Below are 20,791 nucleotides of genomic sequence, written 5' to 3' on the forward strand. Positions count from 1 at the left end.
CGTGCCTTCCAATCACTAGTTCCGGCGGGCTACTTGAGGTCGCTTTCCTTGATGTAGCCGGAGTCGACGACGGCCTTCTGGTAGTTGGCCTTGTCGACGGCGACCGGCTCCAGCAGGTACGCCGGCACGACCTTCGCCCCGTTGTCGTAGGTCTTGGTGTCGTTGACCTCGGGCTTCTTGTCGTTGAGCACCGCGTCGACCATGTTCGAGGCCACCTTGGCGAGTTCGCGGGTGTCCTTGTAGACGGTCATCGACTGCTCGTCGGCGATGATCGACTTCACCGAGGCGACCTCGGCGTCCTGCCCGGTGACGACCGGCAGCGGCTTGTCCTTGGAGCCGTAGCCGTCCGACTTCAGCGCGGAGAGGATGCCGATGGAGATGCCGTCGTACGGTGAGAGGACCGCGTCGACCTTGCCGCTCTTGTACGACTTGGTGAGGATGTCGTCCATGCGGCGCTGGGCGGTGGCGCCGTCCCAGCGGAGCGTGGTGACCTGGGTCAGCTCGGTCTGGCCGGACTTGACGACGAGCTGCTTCTTGTCGATGTACGGCTGCAGGACGTTCATCGCGCCCTGGAAGAAGTAGCGGGTGTTGTTGTCGTCGTTGGAGCCCGCGAACAGCTCGATGTTGAAGGGGCCCTTCTCGCTGCCGTCCTTCAGGCCCAGCTGCTCGACGATGTAGGTGCCCTGGAGCTCGCCGACCTTCTCGTTGTCGAAGGACGCGTAGTAGTCGACGTCCTCGGAGCCGAGGATGAGGCGGTCGTAGGAGATGACCGGGATGTCGGCGTCCGCGGCCTGCTGGAGGACGTTGTTCATCGACTTGTTGTCGATGGCGGCGATGATCAGGGCGTCCACGCCCTGCGTGATCATGTTCTCGATCTGGGAGACCTGCTGGTCGGGGTCGTCCTCGCCGTAGACCAGCTTGGTCTCGTAGCCCTTGTCCTCGAGGTGCTGGACAACGTTGTTTCCGTCGGCGATCCAGCGCTCGGAGGACTTGGTCGGCATGGAGATGCCGATGGTGGCGCCCTCGCTGCTGCCCTTGTCCTCCTCGCTGCCGCCCTCGCTGTTCTGTCCGCAGGCGGTCAGGGTGAGGGCGAGGGAGGCTGCGGTGGCTATCGCGGCGAGTGCGGCTCTGCGGTTGCGCATGGTCATCTTCCTTGATGTCGGTGCACGGCTGGGCCGAACGGGTGTGTCGGATTCTGTTGGCCTGCGTCTGCTTCTGTGAAGGCCTCGTGTCGGAAAATTTATGAACGTGTTTCGAAGCGCTGCAGGTCTCCGGGCAGCCGGGAACCCAGCGGGGCCATGTCCCCGTCGGCGCCGTGCCGGGCCAGCAGGTCCAGCGCCAGCCGCCCGCGCCGCACCCGCTCCCGGGCCGTGGCCAGGGTGAGGTCGCGCAGGTGGTGGCCGTACGGGTAGATCCCGGGGGCCTTGGACAGGCCGAACTTCAGGTACAGCGGCGCACCCCGCCGGATCAGCTCCGCGACCTCGTACATGCGGACGTAGCCGCCGAGGTCGTCGGGGGCCTCGATGTACATGTCCATGGGGGCGGCGGAGACGCGCCGGATCTCGGTGAGGTGGTCCAGCGTCAGATCGCTGGGCACGTTGACCGAGTCCGCGCCCAGCCGCTCGTACACCGCGAACGCGGCCGGGTTGACGGGGCCGATCAGCGCCGAAACTTTCAGCGTGGTGTCGGCGGGGATGGTCCCGGCCAGGCGGGCCCGGTGCAGTGTCCACAGCACGCCCTCGTCGGCCACCAGCAGGCACTTCACACCCAGCTCGGTGGCGCGTACGGCGTCCTCGACGCAGCCGGCCACCGCGTCGTGCCCGCGGGCGCGCAGCCCGCCGCCGCGGGAGTCGGTGCGGGTGGAGCCGCCGATGTCCCAGGTGCCGCGCGGGCCGGTGAACAGGCAGAGCTCGATGTCCCGTTCGGCGGTCGCCTCGGCCATCTCGGTGATCTCGGCGTCGGTCAGCATCCACACGCCGCTGCCCTGACTGATCCGGTGGATCGGCACATCGAGGCGTGAGGACTCCTTGAGGACCACGGCCAGCGCCTCGGGTCCCTCGCACGAGGGGATCTCGGTGCGCCAGCGGCCGCCGCCGGGGAAGGTGTGCGGCGAGGCGTCGGCGGGGTCGAGGGCGGGCGCGCCCAGGCCGAGGGAGGCGAGCACCTGCTCACCGGGGCGACGGGCTGCCGGGGCGGAAGCGTCGGTCACAAGCTGTCCTTTGTGTTCGATATTTCGGACGAAGTTCGCGGCTCTAGGCGTACGTGCCGTGAGGGCTGGGTGTACGCCGGTACGGGGGCCGTCAGGTCGCCCCCGTACCGGCGTACGGCTGGGGGTCGCTAAGGGCGCAGCAGGACCTTGCCCACCTTCGGGTCGCCGGCCCCCACCAACTCGATGGCCTGCGAGAACTCGGCGAGCGGCAGCTCGTGCGTGACCAGCGGCACCGGGTCGAGCAGCCCGGCCCCGAACACCCGCACGGTGTGCGACCAGGCGTCCGGCGGCGCCCCGAAGACGGTGTGCACCTCCAGCTGCCGTACGACCAGATCGGTCGGGTCGAGACCGTCCGCGCCCGGCGCCGGGATGCCCGTCAGCACCAGCCGGCCGCCGCGCCGCAGCAGCGCGGCCGAGGTGCGCGCCGCGTCGGCGGACCCGGCGGTCTCGATGACGACGTCGAAGTCGCCCGGCAGCTCCTGGTCCCTGGTGCGGAAGTCGGTCGCCCCGAACCGCCGCGACAGCTCCTCGCGGTCCCGCCGGGAACCCACCACCAGCAGCTCCGCCGGGGACCCGGCGCGCAGGAACTGCACGGCGAACATGCCGAGCGTGCCGGTGCCGACCACGGCGACCCGCTCACCCGGCCGGGCGTTCGCCTTCAGGGCCGCCGCCGCGATACAGGCGGCCGGTTCCAGCAGGGCGGCCGCGGTCAGGTCCGCGTCGTCGGGCAGGACGTGCAGCAGCCGGGCCGGCAGGGTGAGGGTGGCCGCCATCGCGCCCGGCTGGGTGAAGCCGGTCTCCTCGTAGCCGTCCGTGCACAGCGTGGTCTCGCCCGCGTGGCAGCGGTGGCACACCTGGCAGTTGCGGAAGCCCTCGCCGACGACCTTGCGTCCGACCAGGCCCTCCGGCACCCCGGCGCCGACCGCCTCCACGGTCCCGGACCACTCGTGACCCGGTGTCAGCGGGTAACGGACGTACCCCTCGGGCCGGTTGCCCCGGTACACCTCGCGGTCGCTGCCGCAGATACCCACGGCGTGCACGCGCACCAGTGCCTCCCCGGCCCCGGGGCCGCGCGGGGTGTGCTCCACCAGCCGGTGCCGGCCGGGGGAGTCGACCACGACGGCGGTGCTCACTTGGTGCCCTTCGGCTTGCGCTGCTCCCAGCCCTCGGCCCACAGGTCGAACCGCGCCTGCTGCTGCGGGAACTCGGCGGCGGCGTCCACGTCCAGCTCGACGCCCAGACCGGGCGCGTCGGAGAGGTGGAAGTAGCCGTCGACGACCTCCGGCGCGCCCTTGACCACCTTCTTGATCTCCGCGTCGGCGAAGTCGTTGAAGTGCTCCAGGATCTTGAAGTTCGGGGAGGTGAACCCGACCTGGAGGGAGGCGGCGGTGAGCACCGAGCCGCCCACGTTGTGCGGTGCGACCAGCATGTAGTGGGTCTCGGCGGTCGCGGCCAGCTTCCGGGTCTCCCAGATGCCGCCGATGTGGCCGACGTCGGGCTGGATGATGTCCACGGCCTGGCTCTCGAACAGCTCGCGGAACTCGATGCGGTCGTGGATGCGCTCACCCGTGGCGACCGGGATGTCGACCTTGGCGGCGACCTTCTCCAGCGCCTTCAGGTTCTCCGGCGGGCACGGCTCCTCCAGCCAGGCCGGCTTGAAGGGCGCGAGTTCGCGGGCCAGCCGGACCGCGGTGGCGGGCGAGAACCGCCCGTGCATCTCCAGCATCAGCTCGGCGTCCGGGCCGATGGCGTCGCGGACGGCCTCGATGAGGGAGACCGCGTACAGCGTCTGGTCGTGGTCCAGTTCGAAGTGGCCGGTGCCGAACGGGTCGATCTTCAGCGCCTTGTACCCGCGCTCCATGACCCCCTGGGCGGCCTTGTGGTAGGCCTCCGGCGTCCGCTCCGTCGTGTACCAGCCGTTGGCGTACGCCTTGACCTTGTCGGTCACCTTGCCGCCGAGCAGCTGCCAGACCGGCACGCCCAGCGCCTTGCCCTTGATGTCCCAGCACGCCATCTCGACGACGGCGACACCGGACATCACGATCTCGCCGGCCCGGCCGTAGTCGCCGTACTTCATCCTCTTCACGAGGTCTTCCACGGCGAACGGGTCCGAGCCGAGAATGTGGTTGACCTCGGCCTCCTTCAGGTAGCCGAGGAGGGCGTCGGTGTGTCCCAGCATCCGGGTCTCGCCGACTCCGGTGATGCCCTCGTCGGTGTGCACCTGGACGTAGGTCAGGTTGCGCCACGGCGTCCCGACCACGTGTGTGCTGATTCCGGTGATGCGCACGTCTGTTGCCCCTCGTGAACGTCGGTTCTGTTCGAAATTTCGTCACACGTTCGAAATGCTGGCGTGACAGTAAGGAGCGGGTGGCGGGGGTGTCAATGGGGCAGGCGGATAACGCTTTCGGCACTTTCGGGACCGCTTTTCGGAAGGCGCTGCCTGAGTGGCTTTCGGTCGTTGGGAGAGGCATGCGGAGACTGTCCTCAACTCGCCACGCCGGAACGGACTGTTCCGCACAGAACCTTCACAGCGGCGACTAGGCGCGTTACCGGCCCGGAACTTAGTCTTCCCGCGTCATGGACTACTGCCACCCGTGCCGACGGCACCTGAACGGCGCCCTCGCATGCCCGGGGTGCGGCACACCGGCCGAACAACTCAGCCCGTACGCGGACGAGGACGACGTACGCCCCGGGGGCGACCACGAGGAACGGTCCGCGCCCGACGCGGACGCCGGCGACGCCGCCGACACCGCCGAGCGCCCCGGCCGGGCCGCGAGCCGGCGGGCGCGCGGGCGGCAGTCCGAGACCAGCCGCCGCGACCGCAAGGCCGCCGCGCACCGCCGTCGCCGCCGCCGGGTCCTGCTGATCGGCGCCGGGTTCGTGCTCGCTGCGGGCGGCCTCAGCCTCGCGGAAATCGGCCTGGACGCCCCGGGCTCCTCGCGGCCGCCCGCGGCGGCGGGCGACGCGTCGGCGGACGGCGGCAGCTCCGAGGAGGCGGAGGAGACGGCGGACCCGCTCTCCGACCCGGCGGCACCCGGCGCGGCTGCCGGCGCGACGACGTCCCCGTCCGGCTCGGCCTCCCCGTCCGCGTCGAAGGCCGAGGACTCGGCCTCCCCGGACGACAAGGCCACCCTGTCCAAGTCCCCCCAGTCCGCGACCGCCCAGGCCCCGCAGCAGACCTCCCCGGCCGCCACGGAGGCCCCGCCCCAGGCGGGCCCGGCCCCCACGCCCACGGCGAACCCCACGACCTCCGCCCCCGACCCGGAGCCCTCGCCGTCCGAGACGTGCGACCGCTTCCTGTGGTGGTGCACCTGAGCCGCCGGGCCGCCGGCGTTCTCCAGGGGGGCGAGACACCCCTAGGCCGTCTCCGGCCCCGTCTCCACCATCCGCCGCAGCAGGTCCCGCAGTGCCAGCCGCTCCTCCTCGCTGAGCGCGGCCAGCGGCTCGCGGGCGAAGTGGAGGGACTCGCGCAGGCTGCGGGCGACCCTGCGGCCCTCGTCCGTGGTGGCGGCCACCTTCACCCGGCGGTCGGCCGGGTCGGGGCGGCGTTCGACCAGGCCGCGGGCTTCCAGACGGTCGACGATGCCGGTGACGTTGGACGGCTCGCACCTCAGCTTGTGGGCGAGCTTGCGCATGGGCAGCGGGTCCAGGGAGAGCAGGCTGAGCAGCTTCGCCTGGGCGCCGGTGAGGGCGTGCCCGGCGGCGGCCTCCTCGAATTCCTCGTGGTAGCGGGCCACGACCGAGCCGATCAGATCGACGACCTCCAGGGTGAGGTCGTCGGGGCGGCGGGACTGATTCGGGGTGGCGGACATGCAATCCAGGGTACCCGGTTGCTTGACATCCTGAAATATTCAGGCGCATGGTTGTTTCAGGTAGTGAAACATCTTGAGAGGCCCGGTTCGATGTCCGACACCCCCACGCTCCCCGCCGTCAACCGTGAATGGCACCTCCTCAGCCGCCCGGTCGGCTGGCCGAAGCCCGAGGACTTCGCCCTGGTCGAGACGGAGGTCCCGACCCCGCGCGAGGGCCAGGTGCTGGTACGGAACCTGTACCTCTCCGTGGACCCGTACATGCGCGGCCGGATGAGTGCCGCCAAGTCCTACGTCGCCCCCTTCGAGCTGGGCAAGGTCATGCAGGGCGGCGCGGTCGGCGAGGTCGTCGCCTCCAACGCCGAGGGCTTCGAGGCCGGCGACCACGTCCTGCACTTCCTCGGCTGGCGCGAGTACGCCGCCGTGAGCGCCCAGCAGGCCGTCAAGGTCGACGCGAACGCGGCCCCCCTGTCCACGTACCTCGGCGTCCTCGGCATGACCGGCCTCACCGCCTACGCCGGCCTGCTGCGCACCGCCTCCTTCAAGGAGGGCGACGTCGTCTTCGTGTCCGGCGCGGCCGGTGCCGTCGGCAGCCAGGTCGGCCAGATCGCCAAGCTCAAGGGCGCCTCCCGGGTGATCGGCTCGGCGGGCTCCGACGAGAAGGTCAAGCTCCTGGTCGAGGAGTACGGCTTCGACGCCGCCTTCAACTACAAGAGCGGCCCGGTCTCCGAGCAGCTGCGCGAGGCGGCGCCCGACGGCATCGACGTGTACTTCGACAACGTCGGCGGCGACCACCTGGAGGCGGCGATCGGCTCCCTCAACGAGGGCGGCCGGATCGCGGTCTGCGGAATGATCTCCGTCTACAACGACACCGAGCCCGCCCCCGGCCCGAGGAACCTGGCCCGGCTCATCCAGACCCGCGGCCGGATCGAGGGCTTCCTGGTCGGCGACCACTACGACCTCCAGCCGCAGTTCGTCCAGGAGGTCGGCCCGTGGGTCGCCTCGGGCGCGCTGAAGTACCGCGAGACGGTCGTCGAGGGCATCGAGAACAACCTGGAGGCGTTCCTCGGCGTCCTGCGCGGCGACAACACCGGGAAGATGATCGTCAAGCTGTAGGCTTCAATCACTTTCCGGTATGCGGTAACTTCTTTCCGAAAAGCCGTCGGCGATCGTGGGCGCGAGTCGCGGCGGACCGAGGAGGAAGACCACCGCATGTCCATTCAGCAGTCCGACGTCCTGTACACCGCCGTCGCCACCGCCGAGAACGGCCGCGACGGCCGGGTCGCCACCGACGACGGCAAGCTCGACGTCGTCGTCAACCCGCCCAAGGAGATGGGCGGCAGCGGCGCCGGCACCAACCCGGAGCAGCTGTTCGCCGCCGGCTACAGCGCCTGCTTCCAGGGCGCCCTGGGCGTCGTGGCCCGCCAGCAGAACGCCGACATCTCCGGCTCGACCGTCACCGCGAAGGTCGGCATCGGCAAGAACGACGACGGCTTCGGCCTCATCGTCGAGATCTCGGCGAGCATCCCGAACGTCGACGAGACCACCGCCCGTGCCCTGCTGGAGCAGGCCCACCAGGTCTGCCCGTACTCCAAGGCGACCCGCGGCAACATCACCGTGACGCTCGTCTGAGGCACTCGTCGCGCACGGCGAAGGCCGCACCCCTGGACGTGGGGTGCGGCCTTCGCCGTACGGAGGTCAGGCGAGCGCCGCGCCGTGCACCGCCCGCACGAACGCCGCGTTCTCCGGCGCCGCCCCGCCCGGGAACGCGCACCGGCGCCGCGTGTAGCCGTAGGCCAGACCGCTGCGCGGGTCCGCGAACGCCTGCGCGCCCCCGGCGCCGCTGTGCCCGAACGCCCCCGCGCCCAGGAACGGGTACCAGACCTCGGCCGTCGCCTGGAAGCCGAGCCCGAACGCCCGGTGCGAGCGGGTCACCAGGTCGTAACCGACCGAGTGCAGCTGCCCCACCTCGGTGATCGTGTCCGGCTTCAGCAGCGGCGGACGCCCGTCCACCTCGCTGACCGCGGCCGCGTACAGCCCGGCCAGCCCGCGCGCCGACGCAACACCGCCCGCGGACGCCGGGCCCTTGGCGCGCACCAGCCGCGTGTTGGCGTGGTCCACCAGACCGGCCGGGTTCGGCACATGCGTGTTGAACGCGATCGAGGCGAGCGTGTGCGGCCCCGTAGGCTGACCGTCCAGCACCGCCTGCTGCTCGGGCGTCGGCGCCATCGGCTGCACGGACCGGAAGCGCGGCTCCTCCGACTCGGGCAGCCCGAGGTGGAAGTCCAGGCCGTGGACGGCCCGCACCCGCTCCTCGTACACCTCCTGCAGGGTGCGGCCGGTGGCCCGTCGTACGACCTCCCCGGTGAGCGCGCCGATCACCAGCGCGTGATAGCCGAACGCGGTGCCCGGCCGCCAGAACGGCCGCTGGTCCGCCATCCGCTCGGCGATCACCCGGTCGTCGGCCAGTTCCTCGTCGGTGAACCCGGCGTCCAGACCGACCAGCCCGGCCCGGTGCGTGATCAGGTCGCGCAGGGTCAGCTCGCCCTTGCCCTCGGCACCGAACTCCGGCCAGTAGTACGTCACCTTGCGGTCCAGCTCCAGCGTGCCGTCCTGCACGAGGAGCGCGACGACCAGGTGCGCGGCGCCCTTGGTGGCCGAGAACACGCCGTACAGGGACCCCGGGGTCACCTCCGGACCCGTCCACAGGTCGACGACCCGACGGCCGTGCACATAGGCGCACAGCTGCCCCTCATAGTCCGGCTGTTCCCGCAGCTCCCGGGCGACGAACGCCGCGAACTCCTCCCGCACGCCCTCGAAGCCGTCGGCGACCGTGCCGTGGATCTCCTGTGTCATCCGCTCTCCTCGACCTCCGTGCCTGCCATGGTCAACAATGCCCGACCAGACCGGGGGAATATTCACAGGTAGAGTTCGGCCATGCGTGATCTCGGGGTGGGCTTCGGCTATCTGTTCAAGGGTCAGCGCTGGGTGGCCCGGCACGGCAGGCAGTTCGGGTTCGGGTTGTTGCCCGGACTGATCACGCTGGTGCTGTACGCCGCCGCGCTCGTCGCGCTCGCGCTGTGGGGTGCCGACTTCGTCGGCTGGGCGACGCCGTTCGCGGACGACTGGTCGAGCCCGTGGCTCGGGCTGTTCCGCGGGTTGCTCACCGTCGTCCTGTTCGCGCTGTCGCTGCTGCTGGCCGTCATCACGTTCACCGCGGTGACCCTGCTGATCGGCCAGCCCTTCTACGAGAGCCTGTCGGAGGCGGTGGACCGGGACGTCTCCCCGGACGGCACTGCCCCCGAGTCGAACCTGCCGCTGCTGCGGGAGCTGTGGATCTCCGGCCGGGACAGCCTGCGGATCGTCGTCCGGGCCGCCGTGTGGGGCGTACTGCTGTTCGCGCTCGGGTTCGTCCCGGTCGTGGGGCAGACCGTCGTCCCGGTGCTCGGCTTCTTCGTCACCGGCTTCTTCCTCACCGAGGAACTGGCCGCCGTCGCCCTCCAGCGCCGGGGTGTGGTCCTGCGCGACCGGCTCGCCCTGCTCCGCTCCCGCAAGACCCTCGTCTGGGGCTTCGGCACGCCCCTCGCCCTGGCCTTCCTGGTCCCCTTCGTGGCGGTCTTCCTGATGCCGGGCGTGGTCGCCGGCGCCACGCTGCTCGCCCGTGAACTGAACGGGGAGGAGACCGTCGACGCCGACGACCGGGAACGGCAGGACGCCTGACCGGCGCTCAGCCCGCGACGGCGACGGCCACGATCGACCGCACCTGGGCGATGATGTCCAGCCGGTTCCGCACGAACTCGGGGTCGGTGATCTCGGTTGTGTTCCCGGCGCCGAACCGCAGCACCGGCGTGTGCACATGCCCGCCCGGCAGCGCCGCCCCGAGCCCCAGCCGGTCCCGCAGCAGGGTCGCCCGGTAGGCGATCTCGTTGGACAGATAGTCCCCGCCGCCCCCGGCCCGCGCCGTCGAGCCGGGGCTCGGCCCGTCCGGGCGTACGACGGGCTGGCTTCCGCCCGCCGGGATCTCGGTCACGGAGGTGTTGTCGTAGACGGGGAAGGGGCCGGTGTCCGCCGCCACGATCGCCGCGTACGGCAGGGTCGTCGACGTCCACTGCGGCTGCGTCGCCGGGTCGGCGACCGGGACGGTCTCCGTGCGGCCGACGTTCTCGTTGTCGGCGAAGCCGCCCCGCCACGCCCCGTTGGTGCGCTCCACGTCGAACCGGCCGACCCGGCCCTGACTCACCGTCGCGAACAGGTCGACCCGCGGCAGATACGGCCGCAGCGTCCGCTCCACGGTGCCCTCCGTGAAGTCCCGCCAGCGCACCGGGAACACGGCGGTCTCCACCCGCGCCGGCCCGTCCGCCGTCTCGATCACCGTGCCGTCGAGGGCGAGCGCGGAGGCGCCGGACGGGTTGGAGATACGGATGTCCCGGTCCAGGGTGAACGGGTCGAAGCCGGTGACCAGGACCCGCTTGACGCCCTTGCCGTGCGGATGGCGGATGTCGGTCTGCCCGCGCGAGGTCCGCTCCAACGCGTCGATCAGGGTCTGCCGCTGCCGGTCGTCGAGCGCGAACTCCGGCTGGTACGTCCGCACTTCCCGGGTCATGCCCAGCCGTGCCCAGTACAGCGGCCGGTCGTCGTCCCGGCTCAGGTCCCCTCCGCCGGGGCCCCGCCCCTGCGCCCTCTCCACCGCCCGCCGCCACAGCGCCGAGCCCTCGCGTACGACGACGGCGCGGGCCTGCGCGTAGGAGCGGGCCGTGCCCAGGGCCCGCGCGAACTCCGGTGCAGCGTCGGCGAATCCGGAGCGGCGCAGGATCTCCTGCGGAACGGCTCGGTCGAGCCGCTGTTCCTCGACGGTCGCGGCAGTCGTCGCGGTACCCGTCGCGATACTCGTCGCGGGCGCGGCGGTCGCCGGGGCGGTGAGGCAGGTAACCAGCGCCGGCCCGAGGAGGGCGCCGATGCGGACACGTAGGGATATCACGGCAGTTGAGGTCCTTCCGTCGCCGTGGGGAGCGTGGTGCGGGACGGCGGAAGTCTCCCCGTGACCGGTGTGGTCTACGCCGTGTTCCGTGGCGGACGGGGTTCCGGTACGGGATGTCCCGGTACCTCCGCGGCCGCCTCCCGCAGCGCCGCCACGAACGCCCGCCCCGCCGCCGACAGCGACCATCCGCGTACGGTCGCCGCGTACACGGACCGCAGCTGCGCGTCCCGCACCGGCACCAGGACCACGTCGGGCCGCACCGACGCCGCCGCCAGCGCCGGCACCAGCGTCACGCCGAGCCCGGCGGCCACGTACCCCTGCTTGGCGGTCCACTCGGCGACGACGTGTGCGACGCGCGGGCGGAAGCCCTGGCCCAGGGCCGCGTCGAGGAGGGTGCCCTCGGGGCGGGGGCTGCCGGAGATCCAGTCGGCGCCGGCGAACGCGGAGAGCGGGACGCGGTCGCGGCCGGCGAGGGGATGGCCGGCGGGGACGGCGACGTACAGCGACTCGTCGAGCAGGTGGTGCAGGTCGTACGCGGCCAGCGGCGCGGGGCTCGTCGTGGAGACGACCGCCAGGTCCAGCTCGCCCGCGGCCAGCCGGTCCAGCAGGGCCGGGGTGAGACCTTCCTCGCGGGTGAGGAGCACGCCGGGACGGCGGGCGCGGAACGCGGCGATCGCGCGGGGCACCAGTGCCGCGTCGGCGGTGGCGAAGGCGCCGAACCGCAGCCGCCCGCCGGTCGCCGTGCGCAGCGCGGCCAGCTCCCGCCCGGCCCGGCCCAGCCGTTCGACGACGGCCTCGGCGTGCGGGACGAGGGTCCGCCCGGCCTCGGTGAGCCGCACGCCGCGCGGCAGCCGGTCGAACAGCGGGCCGCCGCCGAGGGCGCTCTCCAGCGAGGAGATCTGCCGGGACACGGCGGACTGGGTCCAGCCGAGGGTGTGCGCGGCGAGCGTGAACGAGCCGTGGCGGGCGACCTCCAGGAAGACCCGCAGCCACACGGTCGACAGCTCGGGGGAGGGGACGTCGGTATGCGGTTCCGGCATGGCGGCCATGCTAGACGTTCGCTTGTCGTGTCGGTCGGGGCTTTCTAGCGTCGTGGGCATGAAGGTCACCATCGACAGCCCGGCGTCCGCGCCGCAGCCGCTCAGCCCCTACTACTCCCAGGTCGCGCGTGTCGAACACGGCGACGGGGGCGCCCTGTTGTTCGTCTCGGGGCAGATCGCCGAGGGGGAGACCACGGCCGAGCAGACCCGCGGCGTCTTCGAGACCATCGACGCCCTGCTGAAGGCGCACGGCGCGACCCTGGCGGACGTGATCAACATCCGCACTTATCTGACGGACATCGGTGAACTCGTCGAATACGCCGCCGTGCGGCGGGAGTTCCTCACCGGCACCCCGCCGACCAGCATGACGTTCGAGGCGTCCCGGCTGTTCCGTCCCGAGGCGCGGGTGGAGGTCGAGGTGGTGGCCGCGGTCAGTCCGCGCCCCGCGGACTCTCGCCGAGCAGGCTGAGGAAGTCCCGGAACGCCCCCGGCATGTCCACCGACCCGGGGTCCAGCAGCCACTGGTACTGCAGGCCGTCCATGACGGCGACCAGCAGGGGCGCGGTGCGCTCCGGGGTCAGTCCGTTCGGCAGGCGGTCGCCGTACGCGGCGCGCTGCACCCGAGCCACGCTCTCGCGGACCCGGCTGTAGCGCTCGGAGAAGCAGCCGCGGGCCGGGTGCCCTTCGGTGACGCTCTCGAAGTGGTGCAGCAGGCCCTGCTGGGTTCGCGGGCGTCGAGGCGGGACCAGGCGAGAGCGCCGAGGCCGTGATCGAGATTCCGCGCCGGTCGTTCGAGATCTGGGAGGAGTTGACCAACTCATGGTCGTTTGTGAAGGGTTCGTACGAAATCCAGGCCGGACGCTCGATCTCCGACCGCAGGATCACCGCGACCGTTAACGTCTGAGCCGGGACGACTCGTCCTGCCCGAGCAGCCCCGGTCCGGCACCTGACCCCGGACCGGGGCTCGTCCCCGATCAGTCCCTGGCCGAGAAGGCGTACACGGTCTCCGACCGGAACACGTCGCCCGGCCGCAGCACCGTGCTCGGGAACTCCGGCCGGTTCGGCGAGTCCGGGAAGTGCTGGGTCTCCAGCGCGATCCCGGCACCCGGCGACAGCGGGGCGCCGAGATGGTCGGCGGTGTACAGCTGCAGGCCCGGCTCGGTCGTCGCCACCGTCAGCACCCGCCCCGACACCGGGTCGTACAGCTCGGCGGCCTCCTCGGGCGCCGCCGTGACCCCCTTGTCCAGCACGAAGTTGTGGTCGTACCCGGACCCCGTCTGCCGCGGCTTGCGGAAGTCGAACCGCGTCCCCGCGACCTCCGCCACCCCCGTCGGGATCAGCTCCTCGTCGACCGGCGTGTACCGCGCGGCGGCGATCCGCAGTTGGTGCCCGCCCGCCGGACCGGACCCGGCCCCGGAGAGGTTGAAGTAGGTGTGGTTCGTCAGGTTCACCACCGTCGGCGCGTCCGACACCGCCTCGTACCCGATCCGCAGCGCGCCGTCCGCGTCCAGCGTGTACGTCGCGGAGACCGCCAGCCGGCCCGGGAACCCCTCCTCGCCGTGCGGGCTGACCCGGGTCAGCCGCAGCCCGTGCTCGACCGGCGTCACCTCCCACACCCGCTGGTCGAAGCCCCGCTCGCCGCCGTGCAGCGAGTTGGGTCCGTTGTTCGGAGCGAGGGCGTACGTCCGCCCGTCCAGTTCGAAGCGGCCGCCCGCGATCCGGTTGGCGTAGCGGCCGATGAGCGCGCCGAGGTAGGGGCCCGGGTTCTCCAGATAGCCGTCGAGCTCCGCGAACCCCAGCACCACGTTCGCCGTCCGGCCGTCCCGGCCGGGCACCTCCACCGACTGCACGATCCCGCCGTACGAGAGCACCCGCACCCGCACGCCGGCCCGCTCCAGGGTCCAGCGGTGCACCGGGGTGCCGTCGGGAAGCGTGCCGAAGTGTTCGTTCATGAGCGAAACCCTAGGTCACCGTGGTCAGGACGGCGCCTCTTGAGCCGTCACCACGTCATAGGCGATCTCCGCGAGCCGCGCCTGGCCGTCCACGCTCGGATGGAACCAGTCCCACCGGCTCAGCTGCCCGGTGCCGAAGCGGTACTCGTGCACCGCGTCCCCGTCGAAGCGGCAGTACCGGTCCTTCGCGCACTCCTCGCGCAGCACCTCGTTGTACGACTCCACCCGCTTCTCCACCCTCGACCGCCGCAGATTCGCCTCCGCGTCCAGGGAGTCGGCGTCGTCCAGCATCGACGGGCAGATGCCCAGCTTCCACACCTGCTTGCCGAGCGCGTTGGTCCGGCCCTGCGACCACAGCCGCTTCAGGTCCGGCACGCTCGCCACGAACACCTGTGCCTTCGGCGCGCCGCTGTGGCGCAGGGTGTGCAGGGCCTCCTGGAAACCGGCGCGGAAGTCGGCCACCGGAGTCATGTCGTCCGCCGACGTCCGGCAGGCGTCGTTCGCGCCCGCCAGCACCGTGACCAGTTCCGGTCCGCGGGCCGCCGCCCGCGCCATCTGCCGCGGCAGATCGGCCATCCGGGCCCCGCTCACCGCGTAGTTCCAGCTGTGCGAGGCCGCCCGGGACCGCCCCAGCAGCCGTACGGCCAGACTGTCGACGTCGGGACTGGTGCCGGTCGCCCACGACACCTCGGGGCAGTCCGCGAGCACCACGCAGGTGTTGAACCCGGTGGTGATGGAGTCGCCGACGGCGGCGATCGAACGCGGCGTGGAGTCCCAGGCGGGCGGCGAGCTCGGCTTCACCAGCCCGGCCTCGTCACCGGGCGGCGCCGAGGAGGCACCGCCCACGGCGTCACAGCCGGTGACACCCAGGACGGCGGCCGCGGTCACGGCGGCGAGCGCGGCCCAAGAGCGGTGGCGTCGGTTCCGCATGCCCTGTTCCATCCCTTGTCGTCCTCGATGTCGTGTCATGGTCCCCCACCCATGACAACGCCTCCGGGTTCCCGCCGCACCCCATGCGGCCGGTCACGCCCGCACAGGCGTCCTGCCGGGTGAAAGGCGGAGGTTTCCCGGCACCGGGACCGACGGTACGTCACACTCCTTGCCCCGCCGCACGGTAGCCTCGCCATCAAGTGGCCCGCCCGGCGCCACCACCTGCCCGCCCGACCGCCCCCTGTCCCGCTCTGCCCGGAGGTCCCGGTGACGACACGTGGAGTTCTGTACGTGCACTCCGCGCCGCGCGCGCTGTGCCCGCACGTCGAGTGGGCCGTCGCCGGGGTGCTCGGCACGCGCGTCAACCTCGACTGGATCCGGCAGCCGGCCGCCCCCGGCACCTGGCGCTCGGAGTTCTCCTGGCAGGGCGAGGCGGGCACCGCGTCCAAACTGGCGTCCGCACTGCGCGGCTGGCACCTGCTGCGCTTCGAGGTCACCGCCGAGCCCTGCCCCACCGCCGAGGGCGAGCGCTACAGCTGCACCCCCGACCTCGGCATCTTCCACGCCGTCACCGGCATCCACGGCGACATCCTCATCCCCGAGGACCGCCTCCGCGCGGCCCTCCAGCGCAGCCAGCGCGGCGAGACCGACCTGGAAGCGGAGATCGCCAAGCTGCTCGGCAAGCCCTGGGACGACGAGCTGGAGCCGTTCCGCTACGCGGGCGAGGGCGCCCCGGTCCGCTGGCTGCACCAGGTGGTGTGAGGCGTCCGCCGGCGCGCGTGACCTCGTACCCGTCGTGACCTCGTACACGTGAAGGGCCCCCACCGCCTGGTGGGGGCCCTTCAGGTTCGTGCGGGTGCCGCTCAGACCGAACGGAACGCCAGCACCACGTTGTGCCCGCCGAAGCCGAACGAGTCGTTCAGCGCCGCGATGCGGCCGTCGACCGGCAGCTTCCGGGCCTCGCCGCGCACGATGTCCGCGTTCGCCTCGGCCTCGGGGTCGAGGTTCTCGACGTTGATGGTGGGCGGCGCCACCCGGTGGTACAGCGCGAGGATCGTGGCGACGGACTCCACGCCACCGGCGCCACCCAGCAGGTGACCGGTCATCGACTTCGTCGCCGACACCGCGAAGTGGTCGGCCTCGTCGCCGAACACCTTCCGCAGCGCCTTCAGCTCGGCCACGTCACCGGCCGGCGTCGACGTCGCGTGCGCGTTGACGTGCACGATCTCCGCCGGGTCCAGGTCGGTGCGCTCCAGCAGGTTCTGCAGGGCGTGCGCGATGCCGCGGCCCTCGGGCTCGGGCTGCACGATGTCGTGGCCGTCGGCGGAGATGCCCTGACCGACCGCCTCGGCGTACACCCGGGCCCCGCGCCTCGCGGCGTGCTCGGCGGACTCCAGGACGATCACGCCGGCGCCCTCACCGAGGACGAAGCCGTCGCGGGCCATGTCGTACGGGCGGGACGCGCCCTGCGGGTCGTCGTTGTTCTTGGACATCGCCATCATGTTGCCGAACGCGGCGATCGGCAGCGGGTGGATGGCCGCCTCGGTACCGCCGGCGACGACCACGTCCGCGCGGCCGGAGCGGATCATCTCGATGGCGTAACCGATGGCCTCGGCACCGGACGCGCACGCGGAGACCGGCGTGTGCACACCCGCGCGGGCGCCCACGGCCAGGCCCACGTTCGCCGACGGGCCGTTCGGCATGAGCATGGGAACGGTGTGCGGGGAGACGCGGCGGACGCCCTTCTCCTTCAGCACGTCGTACTGGTCCAGCAGGGTCGTCACGCCACCGATGCCGGAGGCGATGACGGCACCCAGCCGGTCCGGGTCGACCGAGCCGTCCTCACCGGCCTTGCCGGTGAAGCCCGCGTCGGCCCACGCCTCCTGGGCGGCGACCAGCGCGAACTGCGCCGAGCGGTCCAGTCGGCGGGCCTGCGGCCGCGGAATGACCTCGGTCGGCTCCACGGCCACGGGCGCGGCGATACGGACCGCCTGCTCGGCGGCCCAGTCCTGGTCCAGGGGCTTGACGCCGGAGCGCCCGGCGATCAGGCCCTCCCAGGTGGAAGATGCGTCGCCACCCAGCGGTGTGGTTGCGCCGATACCGGTGACGACCACGGTGTGATTGGTCGGGCTCACGGGAATTCTTTCTCCAGACAGGGATTCAGCGGCGCCACCGCCGGGTGGCGGGGCAGGCAACAGCCTTGAGGTCAGGCCTGGTGCTTAAGGATGTAGTCGGTCGCGTCACCGACGGTCTTGAGGTTCTTGACGTCCTCGTCGGGGATCTTGACGTCGAAGCGCTCCTCGGCGGCGACGACGACCTCGACCATGGACAGCGAGTCGACGTCCAGGTCGTCGGTGAAGGACTTGTCCAGCTGGACGTCCTCAACCGGGATGCCGGCGATCTCGTTCACGATGTCGGCGAGACCGGCGACGATCTCTTCCTGAGTGGCGGCCATGTCGGCGCTCCTTCGTTGATATTCCAGGGGGTGTGGCGTCCCGCCGCGGCAGCGGCAGGTGGTTGCGTTCCGGCACCGGATCGAATGATCCGGCACGGAGTGCCTAGGGGAGGGTAACGACCGTCGCGGCGTAGACGAGACCCGCCCCGAATCCGATGACGAGCGCGGTGTCGCCGCTCTTCGCCTCGCCGGTCGCCAGGAGCCGCTCCATCGCGAGCGGGATCGAGGCGGCCGAGGTGTTGCCGGTGGTGCGCACGTCACGGGCGACCGTGACGGACTCCGGCAGCTTCAGGGTCTTCACCATCGAGTCGATGATCCGCTCGTTGGCCTGGTGCGGGATGAAGACGTCGAGGTCGGTGGCGTCGATCCCGGCCGCGTCCAGCGCCTGCTGGGCGACCTTCGCCATCTCGAAGACGGCCCAGCGGAACACCGCCTGGCCCTCCTGCGTGATGGCGGGGAACCGCTCGACCTCGCCCGTGCGGTAGTCGGTCCACGGCACGGTCTGCTTGATGGTCTCGGACTTGTCGCCCTCGGAACCCCAGACCGTGGGGCCGATCGCGGGCTCGTTCGACGGGCCGACGACGACCGCGCCGGCGCCGTCACCGAACAGGAAGGCCGTCGCGCGGTCCTCCAGGTCGGTCAGGTCGCTCAGCCGCTCCACGCCGATGACCAGGACGTACTCGGCGGAGCCCTCGACGACCATGCCCTTGGCGAGGGTGAGGCCGTAGCCGAAGCCGGCGCAGCCCGCCGAGATGTCGAACGCGGCGGCCTTGTTCGTGCCCAGCTTGTCGGCGATCTCGGTCGCGACGGCCGGGGTCTGCTTGAAGTGGCTGACGGTGGAGACGACCACCGCGCCGATCTGCTCGGCGGTGATCCCGGCGTCCGCGATGGCCTTGCCGGACGCCTCGACCGACATCGCGGCGACGGTCTCCTCGTCGTTGGCCCAGTGCCGCGTCTGGATGCCGGACCGCGAACGGATCCACTCGTCCGAGGAGTCGATCTTCTCGAGGATCACCTCGTTGGGCACCACGCGGGTCGGACGGTAGCCGCCCACGCCCAGGATGCGGGCGTACGGGGCGCCCTTGGCGGGCTTGATCTTCGACATGGTGTCGGTCGGCTCCTTAGGGCTCAGGCGCCCGCCGCGTCGGCGGCAGCATCGGATGCGGCGGCGATGAGCTCGCGGGCCGCGTCGAGGTCGTCGGGGGTCTTCAGGGCCAGCGTCTTCACACCGGGCAGCGCGCGCTTGGCGAGACCGGTGAGGGTGCCGCCGGGGCAGACCTCCAGCAGGGCGGTGGCGCCGAGCTCCTTGAAGGTCTCCATGCACAGGTCCCAGCGGACCGGGTTGGCGACCTGTCCGACCAGCCGGGAGACGACCTCGTCACCGGTGGCGACGGTCCTGCCGTCCTTGTTGGAGACGTAGGGGACCTTCGGGTCGGCGGGCGTGAGCTCACGCGCGGCCTCGGCCAGCTTGTCGACCGCCGGGGCCATGTGGTGCGTGTGGAACGCGCCGGCCACCTTCAGCGGAACGATCTTGCGGACGCCCTCGGGCTTGTCCTCGTTCAGCGCGGCCAGCTGCTCCAGCGTGCCCGCGGCGACGATCTGGCCGGCGCCGTTGACGTTCGCCGGGGTCAGGCCCAGCTTCTCCAGGTGGGCGACGCTCACCTCGGGATCGCCGCCGAGCAGCGCCGACATGCCGGTCGCGGTGATCGCCGCGGCCTCCGCCATGGCGAGGCCGCGCTTGCGGACCAGGGTCAGCGCCGCGGTGTCGTCGAGGACGCCCGCGAAGGCGGCGGCGGTGATCTCGCCGACGCTGTGACCCGCGACCGCGCCCGGCGTGCCCGCCGCGTCAGCGGCTGATGCATGCATGCCGAGTGCCGTCGCGGACAGGATGCCCGCTGCGACCAGCAGCGGCTGCGCGACGGCGGTGTCGCGGATCTCGTCCGCGCCGGCCTTCGTGCCGTAGTGGGCGAGGTCCAGTCCGATGGCGTCCGACCATGCGGCGACACGGTCGGCCGCGCCGGGCAGTTCGAGCCAAGGGGTCAGGAAGCCGGGCGTCTGGGCGCCCTGGCCGGGAGCGACGAGTACGAGCACTCTCACACTCTCTCTTGGGGACGGGCGCGGCCGCCCGTGGGGACAAGGACGAAGAACAGCAGGGGGTTTTGTGGGCCCCCGACAAAAGACTAGGGCTGGAGATCCCCGTCGGCCAGACGCCCCAGGATCAGCGCGATCCGCAGTGTGAAAGCGGAGCGTACATCGGAAGGCGACCAGCCGGTGACGTCAGTCACACGTCGGAGCCGGTAGCGCACGGTGTTCGGGTGAACGAAGAGCATCCTCGCGGCGCCTTCCAGGCTGCTCGCCTGTTCCAGATAGACACTCAAGGTCTCCAGGAGCGCCGACCCGGCTTCCTCCAGCGGTCTGTAGATCTCCTCCACCAACTGCTCGCGTGCGCTTGGGTCTCCGGCGATCGCGCGCTCCGGCAGCAGATCGTCCGCCAGCACCGGGCGGGGGGCGTCCTGCCAGGCGGAACACGCCTTCAGCCCGGCCGCGGCGGCCTGCGCGGACCGGGTCGCGGCCAGCAGGTCCGGCACCACCGGCCCCGCCACGACCGGCCCGGCGGCGAACGGCCCGATCAGCGACCTGGCCACGGCGATCGGGTTGTCGCTGCCACCGGCGATGACGACCAGCCGGTCCCCGAGCACCCCGGTGAGCACCTGGAGCTTGGCGTGCCGGGCGGCCCGCCGGATCGCCTCCACGGTCAGCTCGGAATCGCCGTCGGGTGCCGTGCCCAGCACCACGCACACATGCTCCGGCGCGTTCCAGCCGAGCGCGGCGGCCCGGGACACCGCCCCCTCGTCGGCCTCCCCGCTCAGCACCGCGTTCACCACCAGCGACTCCAGCCGCGCGTCCCAGGCACCGCGTGCCTCCGCGGCCTGGGCGTAGACCTGGGCGGTGGCGAACGCGATCTCCCGGGCGTACACGAGCAGCGCCTCGCGCAGCACGCTCTCGTCCCCGGGAGCGGCGACCTCGTCGATCGCGCTCTCCATGACCTCGATGGTGGTGCGCACCATCTCCACGGTCTGCCGCAGCGTGATCGCCCGGGTCAGCTCGCGGGGCGCGGTACCGAAGACGTCGGTGGAGATCGCCTGTGGGGCGTCCGGATGCCGGAACCACTCGGTGAAGGCGGCGATGCCGGCCTGGGCGACCAGCCCGATCCAGGACCGGTTCTCCGGGGGCATGGCCCGGTACCACGGCAGGGTCTCGTCCATGCGTGCGATGGCCTGGGCGGCGAGGGAGCCGGAGGACTTCTCCAGCCGCTTCAGGGTCGCGGAGTGCGGGTGGACGGCATGCGCTGCGGCTTCGGAATTGCTGGTTTCGGGTTCGGGCACGGGGACAAGACTGCCTTATCGGGCCGGGACCG

Annotated in this window: 21 protein-coding genes and 2 pseudogenes; 7 read left to right on the plus strand and 16 right to left on the minus strand. The window is 71.7% G+C overall.

Annotated features, from left to right (window positions below; translation table 11 throughout):
- Positions 1-29: 29 nt before the first annotated feature.
- From chvE to ACSU6L_RS25620, 4 genes are all read right to left on the minus strand, one after another.
- Positions 30-1,142 carry a multiple monosaccharide ABC transporter substrate-binding protein gene (chvE, locus tag ACSU6L_RS25605; protein WP_437060409.1) on the minus strand — a complete coding sequence of 371 codons (1,113 nt, stop codon included), beginning with the start codon at positions 1,140-1,142 and terminating at the stop codon, positions 30-32.
- Between the two features lie 98 nt (positions 1,143-1,240).
- Positions 1,241-2,209, minus strand: a complete 969-nt coding sequence (locus ACSU6L_RS25610) for a hypothetical protein (RefSeq protein WP_437060411.1) — start codon at positions 2,207-2,209, stop codon at positions 1,241-1,243.
- 128 nt (positions 2,210-2,337) lie between these two features.
- Positions 2,338-3,342: a zinc-dependent alcohol dehydrogenase gene (locus ACSU6L_RS25615; protein ID WP_437060413.1), complete on the minus strand. Its 1,005-nt coding sequence runs from the start codon at positions 3,340-3,342 to the stop codon at positions 2,338-2,340.
- Positions 3,339-4,496 (minus strand): mandelate racemase/muconate lactonizing enzyme family protein, encoded by a 1,158-nt coding sequence (locus ACSU6L_RS25620; RefSeq protein ID WP_437060415.1) that lies wholly within the window; start codon positions 4,494-4,496, stop codon positions 3,339-3,341. Before ACSU6L_RS25620 ends, ACSU6L_RS25615 begins: the two co-directional genes overlap by 4 nt.
- Positions 4,497-4,786: 290 nt before the next feature.
- Between ACSU6L_RS25620 and ACSU6L_RS25625 the strand changes: the two genes are divergently transcribed.
- Entirely contained in the window at positions 4,787-5,524 is a 738-nt protein-coding gene (locus ACSU6L_RS25625) for an SCO2400 family protein (RefSeq protein WP_437060417.1), read from the plus strand.
- A gap of 41 nt (positions 5,525-5,565) precedes the next feature.
- Here ACSU6L_RS25625 and ACSU6L_RS25630 read toward each other — a convergent pair whose 3' ends face one another.
- Positions 5,566-6,021 carry a MarR family winged helix-turn-helix transcriptional regulator gene (locus ACSU6L_RS25630; RefSeq protein ID WP_437060421.1) on the minus strand — a complete coding sequence of 152 codons (456 nt, stop codon included), beginning with the start codon at positions 6,019-6,021 and terminating at the stop codon, positions 5,566-5,568.
- Between the two features lie 90 nt (positions 6,022-6,111).
- On the opposite strand from ACSU6L_RS25630, the gene ACSU6L_RS25635 reads away from it, so the two are divergent.
- Both ACSU6L_RS25635 and ACSU6L_RS25640 read left to right on the plus strand, forming a co-directional pair.
- Complete coding sequence (locus tag ACSU6L_RS25635; RefSeq protein ID WP_437060423.1) at positions 6,112-7,134, plus strand: NADP-dependent oxidoreductase; 1,023 nt, start codon at positions 6,112-6,114, stop codon at positions 7,132-7,134.
- A 96-nt stretch (positions 7,135-7,230) separates the two neighbouring features.
- The gene (locus ACSU6L_RS25640; RefSeq protein WP_073938767.1) at positions 7,231-7,650 is read left to right on the plus strand and encodes an organic hydroperoxide resistance protein; all 420 of its coding nucleotides are present in this window, start codon (positions 7,231-7,233) and stop codon (positions 7,648-7,650) included.
- Positions 7,651-7,716: 66 nt separating this feature from the next.
- Here the strand turns inward: ACSU6L_RS25640 and ACSU6L_RS25645 are convergent, their stop codons facing one another.
- Positions 7,717-8,874: a serine hydrolase domain-containing protein gene (locus ACSU6L_RS25645; RefSeq protein WP_437060425.1), complete on the minus strand. Its 1,158-nt coding sequence runs from the start codon at positions 8,872-8,874 to the stop codon at positions 7,717-7,719.
- 81 nt (positions 8,875-8,955) lie between these two features.
- Here ACSU6L_RS25645 and ACSU6L_RS25650 point away from each other — a divergent pair, with 81 nt between their 5' ends.
- Positions 8,956-9,738, plus strand: coding sequence for an EI24 domain-containing protein (locus ACSU6L_RS25650; RefSeq protein ID WP_437060427.1), 783 nt, complete (start codon positions 8,956-8,958; stop codon positions 9,736-9,738).
- A 7-nt stretch (positions 9,739-9,745) separates the two neighbouring features.
- On the opposite strand, the gene ACSU6L_RS25655 is transcribed toward ACSU6L_RS25650, so the two are convergent.
- On the minus strand, positions 9,746-10,996 hold the full coding sequence (locus tag ACSU6L_RS25655) for a pyroglutamyl peptidase (protein ID WP_437060429.1): 1,251 nt from the start codon (positions 10,994-10,996) through the stop codon (positions 9,746-9,748).
- Between the two features lie 74 nt (positions 10,997-11,070).
- Positions 11,071-12,045: a LysR family transcriptional regulator gene (locus ACSU6L_RS25660; protein ID WP_437060431.1), complete on the minus strand. Its 975-nt coding sequence runs from the start codon at positions 12,043-12,045 to the stop codon at positions 11,071-11,073.
- A 49-nt stretch (positions 12,046-12,094) separates the two neighbouring features.
- Between ACSU6L_RS25660 and ACSU6L_RS25665 the strand changes: the two genes are divergently transcribed.
- The gene (locus ACSU6L_RS25665) at positions 12,095-12,505 is read left to right on the plus strand and encodes a RidA family protein (protein ID WP_437060433.1); all 411 of its coding nucleotides are present in this window, start codon (positions 12,095-12,097) and stop codon (positions 12,503-12,505) included.
- On the opposite strand, the pseudogene ACSU6L_RS25670 reads toward ACSU6L_RS25665, so the two are convergent.
- Positions 12,468-12,734 (minus strand): annotated as a pseudogene (locus ACSU6L_RS25670) (TetR family transcriptional regulator C-terminal domain-containing protein); the annotation flags it as partial. The gene ACSU6L_RS25665 and the pseudogene ACSU6L_RS25670 sit on opposite strands and share 38 nt — an antisense overlap.
- Positions 12,735-12,754: 20 nt before the next feature.
- On the opposite strand from ACSU6L_RS25670, the pseudogene ACSU6L_RS25675 reads away from it, so the two are divergent.
- Positions 12,755-12,940, plus strand: a pseudogene (locus tag ACSU6L_RS25675) (fibronectin type III-like domain-contianing protein); the annotation flags it as partial.
- 70 nt (positions 12,941-13,010) lie between these two features.
- Here the strand turns inward: ACSU6L_RS25675 and ACSU6L_RS25680 are convergent.
- Both ACSU6L_RS25680 and ACSU6L_RS25685 read right to left on the minus strand, forming a co-directional pair.
- Complete coding sequence (locus tag ACSU6L_RS25680; protein ID WP_437060435.1) at positions 13,011-13,988, minus strand: aldose epimerase family protein; 978 nt, start codon at positions 13,986-13,988, stop codon at positions 13,011-13,013.
- Between the two features lie 24 nt (positions 13,989-14,012).
- Positions 14,013-14,918, minus strand: a complete 906-nt coding sequence (locus tag ACSU6L_RS25685; RefSeq protein WP_437060437.1) for an SGNH/GDSL hydrolase family protein — start codon at positions 14,916-14,918, stop codon at positions 14,013-14,015.
- Positions 14,919-15,185: 267 nt separating this feature from the next.
- On the opposite strand from ACSU6L_RS25685, the gene ACSU6L_RS25690 reads away from it, so the two are divergent.
- Positions 15,186-15,680 (plus strand): DUF3145 domain-containing protein, encoded by a 495-nt coding sequence (locus ACSU6L_RS25690; protein WP_073938774.1) that lies wholly within the window; start codon positions 15,186-15,188, stop codon positions 15,678-15,680.
- Between the two features lie 101 nt (positions 15,681-15,781).
- Here the strand turns inward: ACSU6L_RS25690 and fabF are convergent, their stop codons facing one another.
- The 5 genes from fabF to fasR all read right to left on the minus strand — a co-directional run bounded on the left by fabF (position 15,782) and on the right by fasR (position 20,759).
- Positions 15,782-17,053, minus strand: coding sequence for a beta-ketoacyl-ACP synthase II (gene fabF, locus ACSU6L_RS25695; RefSeq protein ID WP_437060440.1), 1,272 nt, complete (start codon positions 17,051-17,053; stop codon positions 15,782-15,784).
- A 71-nt stretch (positions 17,054-17,124) separates the two neighbouring features.
- Positions 17,125-17,373, minus strand: coding sequence for an acyl carrier protein (locus ACSU6L_RS25700; protein ID WP_015660680.1), 249 nt, complete (start codon positions 17,371-17,373; stop codon positions 17,125-17,127).
- Between the two features lie 103 nt (positions 17,374-17,476).
- Complete coding sequence (locus ACSU6L_RS25705; protein ID WP_437060442.1) at positions 17,477-18,478, minus strand: ketoacyl-ACP synthase III; 1,002 nt, start codon at positions 18,476-18,478, stop codon at positions 17,477-17,479.
- A gap of 23 nt (positions 18,479-18,501) precedes the next feature.
- A complete protein-coding gene (locus tag ACSU6L_RS25710; RefSeq protein WP_437060444.1) occupies positions 18,502-19,464 on the minus strand; it encodes an ACP S-malonyltransferase in 963 nt (320 codons plus the stop codon).
- Positions 19,465-19,553: 89 nt separating this feature from the next.
- Entirely contained in the window at positions 19,554-20,759 is a 1,206-nt protein-coding gene (gene fasR / locus ACSU6L_RS25715) for a fatty acid biosynthesis transcriptional regulator FasR (RefSeq protein ID WP_437060446.1), read from the minus strand.
- Positions 20,760-20,791: the final 32 nt, after the last annotated feature.

The organism is Streptomyces sp. enrichment culture, assembly GCF_964272855.1.
In the GTDB taxonomy this organism is placed as follows: Bacteria; Actinomycetota; Actinomycetes; order Streptomycetales; family Streptomycetaceae; genus Streptomyces.

What these genes read in the sequence shown, in the direction of transcription:
- ACSU6L_RS25650 (WP_437060427.1), top strand. Translation starts at nt 8,956, where the DNA reads ATGCGTGATCTCGGGGTGGGCTTCGGCTATCTGTTCAAGGGTCAGCGC.
- ACSU6L_RS25705 (WP_437060442.1), bottom strand. Translation starts at nt 18,478, where the DNA reads ATGTCGAAGATCAAGCCCGCCAAGGGCGCCCCGTACGCCCGCATCCTG.
- ACSU6L_RS25665 (WP_437060433.1), top strand. Translation starts at nt 12,095, where the DNA reads ATGAAGGTCACCATCGACAGCCCGGCGTCCGCGCCGCAGCCGCTCAGC.
- ACSU6L_RS25630 (WP_437060421.1), bottom strand. Translation starts at nt 6,021, where the DNA reads ATGTCCGCCACCCCGAATCAGTCCCGCCGCCCCGACGACCTCACCCTG.
- ACSU6L_RS25635 (WP_437060423.1), top strand. Translation starts at nt 6,112, where the DNA reads ATGTCCGACACCCCCACGCTCCCCGCCGTCAACCGTGAATGGCACCTC.
- ACSU6L_RS25680 (WP_437060435.1), bottom strand. Translation starts at nt 13,988, where the DNA reads ATGAACGAACACTTCGGCACGCTTCCCGACGGCACCCCGGTGCACCGC.
- ACSU6L_RS25660 (WP_437060431.1), bottom strand. Translation starts at nt 12,045, where the DNA reads ATGGCCGCCATGCCGGAACCGCATACCGACGTCCCCTCCCCCGAGCTG.
- ACSU6L_RS25700 (WP_015660680.1), bottom strand. Translation starts at nt 17,373, where the DNA reads ATGGCCGCCACTCAGGAAGAGATCGTCGCCGGTCTCGCCGACATCGTG.
- ACSU6L_RS25685 (WP_437060437.1), bottom strand. Translation starts at nt 14,918, where the DNA reads ATGCGGAACCGACGCCACCGCTCTTGGGCCGCGCTCGCCGCCGTGACC.
- chvE (WP_437060409.1), bottom strand. Translation starts at nt 1,142, where the DNA reads ATGCGCAACCGCAGAGCCGCACTCGCCGCGATAGCCACCGCAGCCTCC.
- ACSU6L_RS25645 (WP_437060425.1), bottom strand. Translation starts at nt 8,874, where the DNA reads ATGACACAGGAGATCCACGGCACGGTCGCCGACGGCTTCGAGGGCGTG.
- ACSU6L_RS25640 (WP_073938767.1), top strand. Translation starts at nt 7,231, where the DNA reads ATGTCCATTCAGCAGTCCGACGTCCTGTACACCGCCGTCGCCACCGCC.
- ACSU6L_RS25625 (WP_437060417.1), top strand. Translation starts at nt 4,787, where the DNA reads ATGGACTACTGCCACCCGTGCCGACGGCACCTGAACGGCGCCCTCGCA.